General features: G+C 63.2%; 9 protein-coding genes. 6 read left to right on the top strand and 3 right to left on the bottom strand.

Going from position 1 to position 16519, the window contains the following annotated elements:
* The first annotated feature begins 405 nt into the window (after nt 1-405).
* The 5 genes from crtI to GNK13_RS08150 all read left to right on the top strand — a co-directional run bounded on the left by crtI (nt 406) and on the right by GNK13_RS08150 (nt 7349).
* Complete coding sequence (crtI, locus tag GNK13_RS08170; protein WP_164102014.1) at nt 406-1929, top strand: phytoene desaturase family protein; 1524 nt, start codon at nt 406-408, stop codon at nt 1927-1929.
* A gap of 96 nt (nt 1930-2025) precedes the next feature.
* Complete coding sequence (locus tag GNK13_RS08165; RefSeq protein WP_164102013.1) at nt 2026-3600, top strand: aldehyde dehydrogenase family protein; 1575 nt, start codon at nt 2026-2028, stop codon at nt 3598-3600.
* A 29-nt stretch (nt 3601-3629) separates the two neighbouring features.
* Nucleotides 3630-5147, top strand: coding sequence for a phytoene desaturase family protein (locus GNK13_RS08160; protein WP_235934958.1), 1518 nt, complete (start codon nt 3630-3632; stop codon nt 5145-5147).
* 328 nt (nt 5148-5475) lie between these two features.
* Nucleotides 5476-6234, top strand: coding sequence for a lysophospholipid acyltransferase family protein (locus GNK13_RS08155; protein WP_235934954.1), 759 nt, complete (start codon nt 5476-5478; stop codon nt 6232-6234).
* The gene (locus GNK13_RS08150) at nt 6231-7349 is read left to right on the top strand and encodes a glycosyltransferase (protein WP_235934947.1); all 1119 of its coding nucleotides are present in this window, start codon (nt 6231-6233) and stop codon (nt 7347-7349) included. Before GNK13_RS08155 ends, GNK13_RS08150 begins: the two co-directional genes overlap by 4 nt.
* A 280-nt stretch (nt 7350-7629) precedes the next feature.
* Here the strand turns inward: GNK13_RS08150 and GNK13_RS08145 are convergent, their stop codons facing one another.
* The 3 genes from GNK13_RS08145 to GNK13_RS08135 all read right to left on the bottom strand — a co-directional run bounded on the left by GNK13_RS08145 (nt 7630) and on the right by GNK13_RS08135 (nt 12255).
* Entirely contained in the window at nt 7630-9441 is a 1812-nt protein-coding gene (locus GNK13_RS08145) for a BamA/OMP85 family outer membrane protein (RefSeq protein ID WP_235934945.1), read from the bottom strand.
* Between the two features lie 29 nt (nt 9442-9470).
* Nucleotides 9471-10856 (bottom strand): BamA/OMP85 family outer membrane protein, encoded by a 1386-nt coding sequence (locus tag GNK13_RS08140; RefSeq protein ID WP_164102011.1) that lies wholly within the window; start codon nt 10854-10856, stop codon nt 9471-9473.
* Nucleotides 10857-11178: 322 nt separating this feature from the next.
* Nucleotides 11179-12255 (bottom strand): transaldolase family protein, encoded by a 1077-nt coding sequence (locus GNK13_RS08135; protein WP_164102010.1) that lies wholly within the window; start codon nt 12253-12255, stop codon nt 11179-11181.
* Between the two features lie 371 nt (nt 12256-12626).
* On the opposite strand from GNK13_RS08135, the gene GNK13_RS08130 reads away from it, so the two are divergent.
* Nucleotides 12627-16460: an efflux RND transporter permease subunit gene (locus GNK13_RS08130; RefSeq protein ID WP_235934943.1), complete on the top strand. Its 3834-nt coding sequence runs from the start codon at nt 12627-12629 to the stop codon at nt 16458-16460.
* Nucleotides 16461-16519: the final 59 nt, after the last annotated feature.

Below are 16519 nucleotides of genomic sequence, written 5' to 3'. Positions count from 1 at the left end.
CCTCGCGATGGGTGGTTCAGTAGGGGTGTCGGCCCGCATCGGCCCATGAGCTTCTGCCCGGAGCTTCCCCACATGGGTCCTGCGGTGCCGGTGATCGTCGCTCGCAAGCCAAATAGTCGCCTTTCGCTCGGCGAAAGTAGCGCGGCATTGCCATAACGTCAGCAGTGCGCAGCCGTTGGCTCCATAGTCGTTTAACGGCAAGCCGCAGGCGACTGTGTTTTAAAAGCAGTCGCCTGCGGCTTGCCGTTAAACGATTTTTCCGCGAGCCGTCCTGCTGCGCACCAATCCACTGCGGCTTTGGCCGCCTAGGCACGGCGACCCGACCGCGTACATTGGCAAGCTGTGACCGGTGGTGGCGGGTACACTGCTGGGAGTCGTGAGCGATGCAATGCGGAGGCTCCAGCGTTGGCCGCCCCTAAGGTGATCGTCATCGGCGCCGGCCCTGGAGGCTTGGCCGCCGCGATGCAGCTCGGCCACGCGGGAGCGGAGGTGACGCTGCTCGAACGCCGCGAGGTGGTCGGTGGTCGGACCTCGGCAATCGAAGTGGACGGGTTCCGTTTTGATTGCGGACCCACCTTCTTTCTCTACCCCCGCGTGCTGGCGGAGATTTTTCGCTCGATCGGTCGCGTCCTCGAGGAGGAAATCCCGATGGAGCGGCTCGATCCGCAGTACCGGCTGACGTTCGGTGGCGGCGGCCAGCTCGACTGCACGCCCGATCTCGACGCGATGGATGCTCAGATCGCTCGCTTCGCCCCGGCCGACGTCGGTCAACTGCGGCGTTACCTGGAGGACAACCGGGAAAAGCTAAAGCGGTTTCGCCCGATCCTCGAATCCCCCTTCGGATCGCCGCTGGACCTGTTCCGGATGTCGCTCCTCGGAGCGGTTCGGCACCTCCATCCGCTCCGCTCTCTCGGCAGCGAGTTGCAGCGATACTTCTCCGACCCGCGGCTGGCCATCGCTTTTTCCTTTCAGGCCAAGTATCTGGGGATGTCGCCATTTCGCTGCCCCAGCTTGTTCAGCATCCTGAGCTTTCTCGAGTACGAGTTCGGCGTCTTCCATCCGATCGGGGGCTGCAGCCGGGTGAGCGAAGTGATGGCCGATGTCGCACGCGAGTCGGGGGTCGACGTTCGGCTCGGCGAAGCGGTCACGGGGCTCAGGTTCGAAGGCCGCCGCGTTTCCGCGGTCGAGACCGAGCAAGGCACCTACGAGGCCGATGCGATCGTGATCGGTGCCGACTTTGCCGCGGCCATGGAGCGGCTGGTTCCCGACGCGCTTCGGCGGCGGTGGAGCAACGCCCGGTTACGGAAAAAGAAATTCTCCTGCTCGACCTTCATGCTGTATCTCGGCATTCGCGGCATCTACGACGCACTGCCGCATCACAATATTCACATCGCCGAGGATTACGAACGCAATCTCCGCGAGATCGAAGTCGAGCATCGGCTCAGCGACGATCCGTCGTTCTACGTCCAGAACGCCTGCGTCACCGATCCTTCGTTGGCCCCAGCGGGCAAGAGCACGCTGTACGTCCTGGTCCCCGTCTCGCACATGCACGACCACATCGATTGGTCCAGCGAGCGAGACCGCTTTCGCGACCTGGCCCTCGAGCGGCTCGCAGCGATCGGCTTGGGCGATGTGCGAGAGCGAATCGAAGTCGAGCGGGTGATCACGCCGGCCGATTGGCAGGACGATCACCACATCTACCGCGGTGCGACCTTCAACCTGGCCCACAACCTCGGTCAAATGTTGCATCGCCGCCCTCGCAACCGGTTTGAAGAACTCGACGGCGTCTACTTGGTTGGGGGAGGGACGCATCCGGGCAGCGGGTTGCCGGTGATTTTCGAGTCGAGCCGGATCACCAGCCGTCTCCTCCTGAACGACCTCGGACTTTCCAGCGAGTTCATCGACCGGGCAGCGCTCGCCGGCTGCTGAGAGACGGTGCTTCGTTCTTCCTGGCTGTTTTGGGCTGTTTTTGCTGTTTCGGGCTGTACTTGCTGGCTTGAGCTTGGCCCGCCGAAGGTGACTTGCATGGCTCCTGTGAATCCGCAGCTCGACTCGGCCGCCCAGCGAACCTGGGCTTCGCGGAGCACTTCCGAGCGGTGCCGCATCGTGTCGGCGGCCGCCGAACGGATCGTCGCCGCGGTGGAGGAGTTGATCGCGATGGTCGCTTCGCCCCAGCACTCGGACCCGACCGAGACGCTCGCCGCCGAGCTGATCCCGCTGTGCGACGCCTTGCGGTTCATTGGCCGCCGAGGGCCGCGGGTCCTGGCGACGCGGCGGGTGGGCGGCCGGGGACGACCGTCGTGGTTGTTCGGCGTCACCGGCTACGTCGAACGCGTTCCGCGGGGTGTCGTGCTCGTGATCGGAGCTTGGAACTACCCGCTGCTGCTGGCCGGCGTGCAAGTCGCTCAGGCCCTGGCCGCTGGCAATGCGGTGCTCTGGAAACCGGCCCCGAGATGTGAAGCGTCGAGCGAGCGATTGGCCGCGTGTTTCTGGGCCGCTGGAGTGCCGCCGGAGTGCTTGCGGGTGCTCGGCAGCGAAGCCAGCGAGGCGAGCGACGCGATCGCCGCGGGAGTCGATTTCGTGGTGCTGACCGGATCCGCGGCGACCGGGCGACGGGTGCTCGCCCAGACCGCCGAACAGCTCACGCCGAGTACGCTCGAGCTGAGCGGCTGCGATGCGATGCTCGTGCTCGAGGGCGCCGACCTCCAGCGAGTCGCCGCGGCCCTCCGCTTCGGACTGGGGCTGCGAGGAGGAGCGACCTGTATCGGACCTCGCCGAGTGCTGGCGGAAAAGTCGATGCTGGCACCGCTCGTCGAACACCTCCACGGCGAGTTCCGCCCTGCCGAAACCGGTGAAGAGTTCGAAGTGCATCCGGCGGCGCGGGAGGGAGTTCTGGCAGCGGTCGAGGATGCGCTGCAGCTCGGCGGAGTCGACTTGCTGAACCACTGGGACCGCGATCGTTTTACGGCCACCGGAAAAATGCGTCCGCTGGTGATTGGCGAGGCGACCGAAGCAATGCGTTTGATGCATTCGGACGTTTTTGGGCCCGTCGCCGCGATGCAAGCCGTCGGTGATGCGGCCCAAGCGATCGACGTTGTCAATCGCTGCCGCTATGGCTTGGCCGCCTCGGTTTTTGGGCCGCACGAGGCAGCCCTGCGGGTGGCTCGGCAATTGGAAGTCGGCTGCGTGACGCTGAACGATCTGATCGCACCGACGGCCGATCCGAGGCTCCCCTTCGGTGGTCGCCGCGAGAGTGGATTTGGGGTGACGCGGGGGGCCGAAGGGTTGCTGGAGATGACCGTGCCGCGAGTGCTCAGCGTCCGCCGCCGCGGACCGCTCCTGCATCTGCAGCGTTCGACCCCGGCCAACTTCCAATTTCTTCTTGGGGCCTTTCAGATGCAGTACAGCCGCCGCTGGGGAGCAAAGTGGTCCGGGTTGCGTCGCTTGACCGAGGGAGTCAGATTGGCCCAGTCAGCTCGATCGACCCGGGGGGCGGGAATCTCCCAAAGCGACAGAACCTCTCGCAGCGCCAAACCATCTCGGGGCGAGCCTTCGCCCCGCACCGCCCCCGCCCCCCGACCGGAGAATCCACGCTCGTGATCGCCTCGGAAAAGCATTCTTTGAAGACCGTGGTCATTGGCGGTGGTTTAGCCGGATTGTCGGCCGCCTGCGTCGCTGCCGCCCGCGGGCATCAGGTGACGCTGCTCGACAAGAACGATTGGATTGGCGGCAAGGCGGCGACGCTGGAAGGGGACGGCTACCGCTTCGACATGGGGCCGACAATCCTGACGCTCCCCAATGTGCTGAAACGGATCTTCAGCGAAGCGGGGCGAGAGATGGACGACTACCTTCGTCTGCTTCCGCTCGATCCCCAGTGGCGTTGCTTTTACGACGATCAGACGGTGCTCGATCTGACCTCCGACACCGCGGCGATGCAGCAGAATCTCGAGCGTTACACGGGGGGCTCGGCGGCCGGAGAGGGCTACGAACAGTTCCTCACGCTCTCGAAGCAGCTGCACGAAATCAGCGATCGGTTTTTCTTTTGGCGATCGGTCGGTGGGCTCTCGGACATGTTCAACGCGGGCAGTACTTTTTCGCCCGCCACGCTTAAGGACGTGCTTGCCCTGCGGATGGGCCGTTCGGTCTCGGGCGTCGTGCGGTCGTATGCCGATGATCCCCGCGTCGCTCAGATGCTCGACCACTTTACCCAGTACGTCGGCTCGGCCCCGGATGCCTCGCCGGCGGTGCTCTGCGGAATCGCCCACATGCAGACGGGCGAAGGAATTTGGTATCCGCTCGGTGGAACCCGCACCATTCCGGTAGCGCTCGGAAAACTGGCTGAAGAATTAGGCGTCGAGATTCGCACCGGGGTCGACGCCCGCCGGATCGATATTGTCGGTCGCCGCGTGGCCGCCGTCGAAACCACCGCCGACGAATTGATCGAATGCGAAGCGGTGATCAGCAACTGTGACGCGGTCCGCACCTATCAGGAATTGATCGGTGGCCGCCCGGCAGCCCGCTTCCGTAAAAAGACCTCCTACGAACCGGCCTGTTCGGGCGTCGTGCTGTATCTGGGACTCGATCGCCGCTACGACCAACTGCTGCACCACAACTTCGTCTTCTCCCGCGACCCGGAAGAAGAGTTTGACGCGATCTATCGCCAAGGTCGGCCGGCCCCGGATCCGACGGCGTACGTCTGTGCTCCGGCGACGAGCGACGCGTCGGTCGCCCCCGAGGGAGGCGAAGCGCTGTACGTGCTGGTCCATACGCCCTACATCCGCCCGGGACACGACTGGACGCAGATGCTCCCGGAGTATCGGGAAGTCATCCTCGACAAACTGGAGCAAACCGCGGGGATGAGCGGACTGCGGGATGCGATTCGGTTTGAAGCCGCACTCACCCCCGAGGGCATCCACAATCGCTATCGCGTCCTCAATGGAGCGATCTACGGTCTGGCCAGCCACGGAAAATTTTTGGGAGCGTTCAAGCCAGGGAATCGCCGGACCGATGTGGGCGGGTTGTATTTGGCTGGCGGCGCCGCTCATCCCGGACCTGGAATGCCGATGGTGATGATGAGCGGCTGGATCGCCGCGGATTGCCTAGACGCCGACGCCCAAGCCGGAAGAGTACTGAGTACTGAGTACTGAGCAGCCCCCAAACCCCAAACCCCAAACCCCAAACCCCAAATCCCCTGACCCTAACGGAATCTATGGGCTTCTACGGGCCCGAGCCTATGCCCATGGATTCGAGACGCTGGAAAACCACCAAAGACACGAAGAGCACGAAGGAATCCGAACTCCCCTTTACCCGCGTTCTCCGTGCTATCTGCGGTTCTCCCCCTTTTCGTGTCCATCCGTGGCCACCATTCGTTTAATTCGTGTCATTCGTGGTTGTTTCTCCGGTCAGGTGCTCACATAGAACCCGTTAGAGTCAGGAAACCTGAAACCTTCTTCTCCTCCTCCGGTTAGCGAGTGGTTGCAGCGCGGCTTTCATGCGTTTATCCGGCCGTTCTTGCAGCGTCACTTCCATACGATCGCCGCGGATCGCGCATCGCTTGCGGTCTTGCGGTCGCTCGGCGATGCTCCGCTCTTGGTGTTTGGCAACCATCCCTCCTGGTGGGATCCGCTGGTGGCTCATTACGTCTGCCGCCATTACTTCGAAGGTCGCCAGTTCTACGCGCCAATCGATGCCGCGGCGCTCGAGCAGTATCGGGTCTTTGCGAAGCTCGGATTCTTTGGCGTCGATCTCAAGCACCGCCGCGGCGCGAGCACGTTCCTGCGGACCAGTTTGGCGATCCTTCGTTCCCCCGGCGGCTCGCTGTGGCTGACTCCCGAGGGACGCTTTGCCGATGCCCGCGATACCTCGGCACGATTCCAGCCGGGAATTGCACACCTTTGCACCCGTCTCCCCAACCACGCGGTCGTCTTGCCGATGGCCGTCGAGTATGTGTTTTGGGAAGAGCGGCTACCGGAATGCTTGATCCGCTTCGGCGAACCGATTCACTGCGGCCAGTTTGGAAATCTCGACAAAGCCGGCTGGCAAGGCAAATTGTTCGCCGCCCTCCGTGAGACTCAAGGCCAGCTAGCGGCCGCTTCGATCGCTCGAGATCCACAGCCGTTTGAACCGTTGCTCAGTGGCAAGAAGGGGACCGGGCTGTATGATATTTTCCGTCGTTCGCGACAAGCCTTGCGGGGGGCGCGGTTCCGCGCCGAACATGGAGAGAAATTCAATTGATCGCGGTCATTGCTTTTCTCTTGGCGGCGCTGCCGGCGCTGATGGTGCTGCGCAATCTTGCACTATTTCTTCCGCCCGCCCAGCCTTCGGGCGATCAGCCCAAACCGCGGATTTCGGTCCTCATTCCGGCTCGCGATGAAGCGGCAACGATCAGCCAGTGCATGAACGCGGCGCTGCGTTCCGAAGGAGTGGAGGTGGAAGTGGTCGTGCTCGATGACCACTCGAGCGACGCGACGGCCGACGTCGTCCAAGCGGTGCGGGGCCGCGACACGCGAGTCCGCTTGGTCCAAGGAAAACCCTTACCCGAGGGTTGGAACGGGAAGCAACACGCGTGCTGGCAACTCGCAGCGACCGCCCAGTATCCGCTGCTCGTATTCCTCGACGCCGACGTACGACTGGCTTCCGACGGGCTCGCCCGGCTGGTCGCGGAGATGCGGCGAACGGGCGTGGATTTGCTGAGCCCGTTCCCACATCAAGAGACGCAGACGTGGCTCGAACGATTGCTGATCCCGATGATGCATTACATCCTGCTGGGATTTCTGCCGATCGAGCGGATGCGGCGCAGTACCCATCCCGCCTACGCAGCCGGCTGCGGCCAGCTGTTCCTGACGTCGCAACGGGCGTACGACCGCGCGGGGAGCCACGCGGCGATTCGCCGGACGCGGCATGATGGCCTGATGCTGCCCAAGGCGTACCGCCGCGCCGGGCTCTCGACCGATGTCTGCGATGGCACCCATGTCGCCTCCTGCCGGATGTACCACAGCGCCAGCGAAGTCATCCGCGGCTTGCTCAAAAATGCCACCGAGGGCATCGCACATCCCGCCCGGATCGTTCCCTTCACGCTCCTGCTGATCGGTGGGAGCGTGCTCCCGTTTGTATGGCTGCCAGTAGCGGTTGTCAGCGGAAGCGCCACAGCAATTCTTCTCACGGGGGCGGCTTGCCTGCTGGCCTACCTTCCGCGCTGGCGGTGCGCGGTACGATTTTCCCAATCGAAACTCGGAGCCGCGTTGCATCCGATCGCTGTGCTCCTGTTCGTCGCTCTCCAGTGGCAAGCGCTCGTCCAGCAGTGCTTCGGCAAACGGGTTGCCTGGAAAGGCCGCATCGACGCCACTTAATCAGCCGCGGGGTGCCGGCCGCCGGGTTCTGACAACTCCCAACGACCAGACGCTAGCCCGGATAATTCACGCGTGCAGATAAAAAGGCAGTAAGTCCGTATGCGTTCGGAAGTTGCGGCAGAACGTCAGAAAACAGTGTGTTAAATCAGCCGCCTCGCGCTAGCGTCCGGTTGTCACGGCGTCTTCGGGAACCGGGGGCTAGCGCCCGGCGGCTGATGAATAATCCGGGCTAGCGTGTGGCGGCTGATGAAGCGGAGCCCCACACGCCTGCCGTGCAATGTTAGAAGCGGCGGTTCAGGCCCATGTAGAAGCTGAAGGTTTGCTTGTCGTCGGTATCGGCTTCCGCAACCGGGAAAGCAAAGTCGAACGCCAACGGAGCGGGGCCGAGGGCGGGAACTGCCACTCGCAACCCAACCCCGGGGGCGACGCGGAAGTTCTCACTGTTGATCTCGATGTCCTGCTCGACGGTGCCGTAGTCGACGAAGGCCACGCCCCGAAGCATGTCGTCGGCGGTCAGCGGGAACATGTACTCGACCGTCCCCAGAAACTGGAATCGACCACCGACCTGCACGCCACCGACCGTCGGGCTGGCCCCGCGGAACTCGAAGCCACGCATGGTCGAGTAGCCGCCAGCGAAATAGTTTTCAAAAATCGGCGTGTCTTCACCGCTAAAGCCGAGGCTCCAACCGGTCGTCAAAGTTTGCTTTCCGGAACCGTCGGCCCGCTCGCGGACGAGGAAATACTTGCTAAGGGCAATCTCGCCGCGAGGATAGTCAAAATCCCCAAAAGCTTGCTCATAACTCATCGTGAGATAATGCCCCTCGCTCGGTGCGAATGGGCTGTTGCGAGTATCGTGCGTCAATTGCACTTGTCCCGAGTAGATCTCATTGTCGCCGAGCACTTCGTCCAACTGCGGCACACCGGCGATGCGGGGATCGGTCACCTCGACGTTTTCACCGCGGATGGCCGCGGAAATCGACAGGTCGGGTGTGATTCGATAACCGAAACTCAGACGGCCCCCGAGCCGCTCTTCGTCCCAGTCCTGATAACGGCGGTCGAAGAGAAATCCAGAGACCGACATGCTGATCGGCATGTAACCGAAGATATAAGGTTCGGTGAAGTTGACGCTGTACCGTTTGAAATCACTTCCCGGCACCGCTTCGACACGGAAGGTTTGCCCCGCTCCGCGGAAGGCCGTACCCCCGACCAAATCTTGGAAGGAGCGAGGAAAGCGAGTGATGTCAAAGTTTCGCTCTTCGATCGTGACCTGCCCCGTCACACCCGCATCGCTGTTGACCGCACCACCGAACATGATCCGCCCAGTGCGAGCCGGATACCCGTTGACGATGATGTCGGCCGTCCGCGTCAGCGGAGTATAGGGGAGCGGCTGGCCGAGCCCCGTTCCGGGCAGCATGTCCTCGCCGGTGATCTCCGGCAGCGCGCCGGGGACCGGCTGGCCCACGTAGGGAGCGACTCCCGCTGGTGGCGCAGGGCTGGGCTGCGGCAAAGGTGCGTACCCGGGTTGGGCACCGTAGCCGGGGGGCGAAGTGTACTGCGCCGGAGCAACTGCTGGCGGGCGATTGGCTGTGGTTCCGTTGGAACTGGTCCCCTGCGAGGGAGGAGCTGCCGCGACGCTTGTTGGTTGGCCGCCGACCGGCAGCGGTCCGCGACTGTGACGGCCACCGTCGGCTGCCTGCTCGAAGGTGGGAGGAATGGCAAAGCCGCCCCCCTGACCGCGGACGATCGTCCGCGGCGGAGCCGGCTGATTGGTGTCGGCGGGCGGACTCGCCAGCGGCGGGCGACGCAGCGAAGTCGGAGCGTCCAGATCGCCCACGTACTCGCTCACCTGCGCCTCGCCGCTGCCTTGCGAATCGATCGAAGAGGCGTCGGCTGAAGCGGAGGGGCCGGCCGAAGAAAGCGTCTCAGCCGGGGAGGGGGGCAGGGGATGAATCGGGGTCGGCCGCAGCCACTGGCAACCGCCCGCGGTCAGTCCAACCATCGCTGCGATCGCAATCACATTCCAAGCACCTCGGGCTGCGGGAGCTGCGAGATGCGGGACGAGCGAGCGGGATTGCCGAAGGCGGGCGATCATCGGGCTGCTGTTTTCCTGTCGACGGATTTTCACAAGGCACCCCCGAAATCTTCTTCGTCCTGGGGCACCACGCGCAAATCCGGGGGATCGGCGACCGCGGGATTGGTTTCTAATAACTCGGATCGGAGCAGCCGACGGCGATTCATCTCCAACATGCGTCGGTCGATGAATTGACCTTCGACCAAATCCAAGTAGTTCAGCATGGTGTACTCGCGCATCAAGTTGGGCTCGCCGTCGATCTCAACGTAGATGTGCCCGACTTTCCAGCGGTCTCCTTCCTCGATCTTATAGACCACGTCAACGCTGTTCTCACTGTCAATCCAGCGGATCTCGGCTTCGACTTCGGCATAGATAAAGCCGAGAGAGCCGTAGGAGTAGGTAATGTCATTGACGTCGGTGTTCATCCGCGTGCCGTTGAATGGTTCGCCCGCGGTGAGCAGCAGTCCGGCTCGCAAGGAAGATTCATCGATGAACCGATTGCCGGCGATGCGGATCTCATTGACCGTGAATTGGGGTCCTTCTTCGATCACAAAAGTGACGGTCAGCCATTTGCCGCTTTTGTCATACTCGATCAGTCGATCGACCTTGGCCGTGAGGTAGCCGAGGTTGCGGTAGTAAGCGGTCAGGACTTCGACATCGCCGTCGATTTTTTCCATGTCGGCCGCATTGCCGATGTAATAACCGAGTCCGAACATTGGACCGCGGGAGGCGATGACCTTTTTCAGCCGCGCTTCGCTGACGATCGAGTTGCCAATGATATGGATTGCAGCGATCCGCTCTTTCGGACCTTCGTTAATTCGGTACACGACTGCGTTGGGATCGTCCGGCAAACCGACGACGCTCTCGATCGTCGCCAAACTGAATCCCTCGCCGTGGTAGTAGTCGAGCAAGCGGCGGCGGGTCGATTCGATGGCCGCGTCGTTGACCGGATCGTCCTTGGCCAATCCAGCGCGACCGCGGAGCTCGCGGTCCCCCATCGCTCGATTGCCATGGAAGATGACCTGCGAGATCAGCGGGTACTCCTCGACGGTAAAGGTGACGGTGACGCCCCCTTGGCCGTCGTCGACGACGGAGTCTTGCACCGAGCGAAACGCTCGGAACTCATACAGCCGGCGGACGTCGGCCAACACCGCCTGCTGGTCGAAGACGCGGTCGACACGCGTGCGGAGCAGCTGTTGAATCCGTTCGGTGCCGATCTGGCGATTGCCCACGATGCGGACGCCGCGGACGACTTTATCCCCCACCTCACGGCGAACCGACAATCCTCCCTGCTCCATCACGTGATCGCGGAAGCGGGGTTTTTCGACCGCCGCGGGCGCACCGGCACCTGCACCTCCCGCACCGCCGCCAAATTGGGCGGCCGCCGGTGAAGCGAGCAACAGGCACCAGAAGAATATCAACCGCGGCTTCGGCATTGAGGACTCCTTTCCTTCGCCGCGCACGTTCGCCAACTCGGCAGGTTACTAGCCTTTCAGAGCCCCTGCCGACAACCCGAGTTTTTGGGGAAGCTAGTCCGGATGGTTCATCAGCCGCCGGGCGCTAGCCCCCGGTTCTCGAAAACGCGGTGAAATCCTCACCCTCCCCCCGGGAGGGTCGCGAGGAACGAGCGGGGAGGGTCACCGCAACAGTGAGTTTCACTGGAAGCTTATCGTTCAGGCTTGCCGGCCCTCCCCGGGCCTGAGAGCCCGACCCTCCCGCAAGCGGGAGGGTGAGAGTGGATACGAACTTTCGGAAGTTTTACTTGGCTGCGGAGAGTGCTTTGCGTTTCTCCGCGATCAGCTTCAGCAGCGCCCGCTGCGGCTTGACGAACTTGGCGGCTCCCTCTTCCATCAGCACTTTATGCATCTGGGGGACGTCGACTTTGGAGGCGATTTCATCCAGGACGCTCTTGGGTGGCAGGCGGTCGACCTGTCGATCAAAAGTCATCTCTGCCTTCGCAACCGCCTCATTGGTCTGCGGCGGGTTGGTCTGGATCCCGCTGCCAGCGAGCGCCTGGACGTACTTCCAAGGCTCGTCCTCGGGTTTCTTCGTTCCGGTGCTAGCAAAGATGATCTCTTGCTCCAGCCGGGTGGGGCGGGAGCTCCAGAACTCCTGGTTCTGCGCCCAGATCTGCTTGGCGTTGACGATCCCGACTTGCCCCTGAGCTTCGGCGGAGAGCTGCGGGACGTGCTCGTCGGTGTACACGTCGATGCGCGAAATAAAGATGCTGTAAACGCTTTTAAAGTTGTCCAGCGAGTCGCGGCGCTGGGCTCCCCGCCAAATCGCGTCTCGGGCCCGCTGGTACTGATCTGCGGTGAACATCAACGTCACGTTTAGCGTCACCCCGGCCGCCGCCAACTCTTCGAGCGCCGCGATTCCGGCGTCGGTCGCGGGGACTTTGATCATCCGGTTGCGGTGCCCATGGCTCCAACGTTTGCCGAGCTCGATATAGCGGGCGGTGCGGTCCGCCTCCGAAATCGATTCCTCGGGATCTTCGAGCAGCGGATCGAGCTCGAAGCTGACCCAACCGGTGTTTCCTTCGCTCTTCTCCCAGATCGGCAGGAACCGTTGTTCGGCGTCGGAGACGAGCTGGTCGGTCAATTCCCAGGCGATTTCTTCATCGTCGCGTCCCTCTTCGAGAAGCGATTCGATGCGATCATCGAGACTGCCGTCCGCGACGATCTCGGAGATGATCGAGGGGTTGGACGTGGCACCGACGGCCCCCCAGCGGAGATTTTTTTCCAACTCTTCTGGAGCCACCGAATCCAAAAAAAGTTTGGTTCCAGTTTGAACCAGCGAGCGTAGCGAAGCGGGGGCGGAGGTAGATTCGGTCACGGTGGAAGTTCCTGGCTAGCGGTTTTCGACACGGAACGGGTTTCGACACAACAATGGGCAGCGCAGGCAAGATGTAAGGGCAAGTCAGCGAGGCCTGCTCCTTTGCAGCTTCCCCTTAAAACGCATAATGCGTGCCGCTGCTCCAAACCCCGGAGCTCCTGGAGACCATACCACAGGCGCTCTTTTCGGGGGGAAGTCCCGCAGCGGCCGCGCTTACCGTGGACCGCAACGGGCCCCGTCGCTAGGCTGGTCAACACGTAGTTGTTCAGCCATTCTCGGTCTTCCTGCCGGCGGGGTTGCTCAGACACCTGCTGGTCGCTGGCCGTGGAGACCTTATGGTCGGACCGTCACGGCTCGGATCCCTGCACACGATGACCTCTTCCTTTCTATCGCGACGCAGCATCTTCGGCGTACCGAACGCGCTGTTGATTCTTCTGGTCGTCTTCTTTCTCGTCCCGTTCGGGCTCCGCGGAGCCCGGCTGAGCTTGGAGAAGACCGAGAATAACGTCAAAGACTGGCTGCCAGCGGATTTCCGGGAAACCTCGGAGCTGGCCTGGTTTGGCCGGTACTTCGCAGGCGAGCAGTTCATTCTTGCCACTTGGGAAGGCGCCACCGAGGAAGATCAGCGGCTCGAGATTCTGGCGACCAAGCTGCAAGCGGAATCGGAGCGCGGCCGCGGCAAGCACGGGGAGATCCCCGATTTCGAGCGGGCCCAAGCCCTGGCAGTCGAGCTCGGCCTGCTCCTGCCGTCGGACCTGCACCGCAACTGGGGCGGACTGGACGAGATCTGGCTGACGAGCGACTCCGGCCAGTGGTACTACTTCACTCCCGCAGGGCAGCTCTTTCGCTGGGAAGGTCGCAGCGACACGATCGGCGGGATCAGTCGCGTCGTCCGTCGGCTCATCTCGGGGCCGCAAGTCGAAGGCACGTTCATCACTGCCTTGGGCGAGTCGGGGCAGGAGGATGACCCGGACGCGATCAATCCCTACTACAATTACCCCGCGTGGCTGACCGCGCCGCTGTTCTCGAATGTTCAGACCGGGCCGCACGTGGCCGACGAGCTTTCGCAGCCAGGCGGCGCGTTCTATCCGGTCGACCTGACCGACGCGGAATTCAAGCCGGTTGTCGCACGCCGCAGAGCGATCAAGCAGTTGACCGGGACGCTGTTCGCCTCGGCGGTCCCGGAAGATTTTGTCTGGACGCCCGCCGCCTTCCGCGAAGCGGTTCCGGAGGATCGGCGAGGCGAGTTGCCCGAAGATTTTGACGCGACCGTCGGCGAGACGCTCGAGCGAGTGATCGACGAGCGGTACGAGGGTTACATCTCGGCACTCGTCGCGGCTCCCGACGAAGAGCAGACGGAGGTGTGGTACGAGGTCTTCGATGCGGCCGGCGTCGCTCCGCCCCCGCGGCTGACCGGAATCCTGGTGACGCTGACCAAGATCGGCCAAGAGAACCTGCCGTTCGTCGTTGGCCGGGGCGTCCTCGGCGGCCCCCGGGGCCGGCTCTACCAGTTAGCCGAACAATCAGGGCTCTCCCCGCCTCCGTCGCCAGTCGCCGCTCCGCCGCCGTTCAATTACTTCGTTGCCGAGCTACCTCCGCCGGGTCCGGAGATGCACCTCGGCGGACCGCCGATCGACAACGTGTCGATCGACGAGGAAGGAACGATCACGCTCGTGCGCCTGGTCGGCTACTGCGCCGCCCTGGGGTTGCTGCTGAGCTACATCAGTTTCCGCAGCCTGAAGATCACGTTCATGATCTTCTTCGTCGGCGGCACCGCGGCGGTGATCAGCCTGAGCATCGTGTGGTGGAGCGGGGCGAGCGTCGACGCGATCCTGATGAGCATGCCGGCACTGGTGTACGTGCTCGGGCTTTCGTCGGCGATCCACATCGTCAACTACTACCGCGAGGAAGTAGAAAGCGAGGGAGTCGTGGGGGCTCCCGAGCGGGCTCTCCGGCATGGCTGGGGCCCGTGCACGCTGGCGAGCATCACGACGGCAATCGGTCTGCTGTCGTTGTACACGAGCAACATCGTGCCGATTCGCAAGTTCGGCTGGTTCTCGGCCGTCGGTGTCATCGCCACGCTGGTTCTGCTGTTCGCTTATTTGCCGGCAGCCTTGGAGACCTTTAGCCCAGCCAAAGATGCTCCCCGCAAGAAAAAACGACCGGGCAAGGCGGCGGCGGACAGCGCGCAGCCGGGCGTCGGCAAATTGGCTGACTACTGGGAAATCTTTGGACGCTGGGTGGTGGCCCATCACCGCTGGGTCGCTGCCGGATGTTTGCTGATGTTCATCGCCGCGGCGTTCGGGGTGCCGAAGATCCGCACGTCGGTCCACCTGCTGAAGATGTTCGACGAGGACTCGCGGATCATTCGCGATTACACCTGGCTCGAAACCAACTACGCCAAACTCGTCCCAATGGAGCTCGTGCTGCGAGTTCCTCCAGAGATGCAGCAGGAAAGGGTCGAGGCCGCGGAGGCCAACGGGGCTGAGGAGCCCGCCGGTGCTGTAGCCGCTGCCAATGCTGGAGCCGGTGCGGATACCGACGAGGCTTCGGTGCACCCGCTTCGCCGACTCGAGCGGCTCGAAGCGGTCGACCACATACAGCGGACGATCGCGCGCGTCTTTGGCGACGCGGGGCAGGAGATTGTCGGGCAAGCGATGAGCGCTGCGTCGCTCGCGCCGCCGCTACCTCCTCCATCGTCGTCGATGTCGCTCGAGCGATCGGAGTTCAACCGCCGCCTGGGCGATTCGGTCGACGCGCTGATCGATTCGGATTACTTGCGGATCGAGGAGGACGGGCCTCTCGCCGGGAGCGAGCTGTGGCGGATCAGCCTCCGCGTGGGCGCCCTGAGCGACGTCGACTACGGCCGCTTCATCAACGAGCTGCGGGTGGCCGTCGGTCCCGTCCTCGAAGCCTATCGTTACCGGGGCGAAGTCCTTGACGCGGTCGACGCGGCCAAAGCCGAAGATCCCTCGATTCGCTTTGGCGACGTGATTGTCCTCGGCCGTGGCAAACCGCGGCCAGTCGGTGCGGCTCCGCTGTTGCTCCCTCCCCCAGCCGGAGAGTCAGAGGCGGATGTGACCGCTGCGGAGGTCATCGACACTCAAACGATCTTTGCTTCGACGCTGAGTGAATTGCTCGACAACGAACCGCTGCGGCGGACACTGTGGCACGAGCCCAACAGCCAAGCCTTCGCGGGCAAGCAGCGGACGGAAGCATGGGGCAAGCTGCTCGCCGCTGCCTCCGCGGTGGTGCTCGTCGACGACAGCCCGAACTACGACGTCGATTTCATTCGCGAGCATGCCCGGCAGTTTGTCGACGCCCGCAACATCCCCAGCGATCGCGGTGTGCCGCAGGTCGTCGAAGGGATTCCGCTCGTCGATGACAGCGGCCCGCTGGAGGTCGTTTACACCGGCGTGATTCCGGTCGTCTACAAAGCCCAGCGAACGCTGCTCACAAGCCTTGTTGAAAGCACGATCTGGGCATTCGTGTTGATCGCTGCGGTGATGACGATCCTGCTCAACCCCGGCCGACCGCCGCTGGGCATCCTGCATCCCAAGGCGCTGTTCTTCGGAATCGCCGCCGGGATGCTCGCGATGCTGCCGAACCTGTTCCCGGTGGTGATGATTTTCGGTTCGATGGGACACGCCGAATGGCTCGTCGATATCGGCACGATGATGACGGCCAGCGTGGCGATGGGAATTGCCGTCGACGATACGATCCACTTCCTCTCCTGGCTGCGGCGAGGACTCGACAGCGGACTCAGCCGTCACGAAGCAATCATCGCCACCTACCGCCGCGTCGGTCCGGCGATGACGCAGACGACGTTTGTGGGGGGACTCGGGCTGTATGTCTTCGCCCTCAGCACGTTCACGCCGACGCAGCGGTTCGGAACGCTGATGCTGGTCCTGCTGACCGCCGCCTTGGTGGGCGACTTGATCTTCCTCCCTGCGCTGCTAGCCAGCCCGCTGGGCCGCGTTTTCCGCCCGCGCCCCCACTTGGCCCCCACGGCGAAGTCCCCCACCCCGGCGACTGAGGCCGCAGACGCAACTGAGACGGCCTTGCCGCTTCCGGAGCGGGAACTGAGGGAAAGCGAGAACGGCGAGAGTCCGAAGAGAAAGACGGAGCCGACGGCTAAGGCCTCACCGGCTTCGCCCAAGCTCCTCCGCCCCGATGTGCCCCATCCTTCGCGGCGAAAATCCTAAACTCAGCACGCAATACTCAGTACTCAGTACTCATGGCTGCCCACCTTTGACCTTCACCT

Origin of the sequence: Candidatus Laterigemmans baculatus (assembly GCF_010367455.1) — a bacterium.
GTDB classification, from domain to species: domain Bacteria; phylum Planctomycetota; class Planctomycetia; order Pirellulales; family Pirellulaceae; genus Laterigemmans; species Laterigemmans baculatus.
The sequence above is the reverse complement of the archived record's forward strand: the minus strand, read 5'-3'. Positions and strand labels throughout refer to the sequence as shown.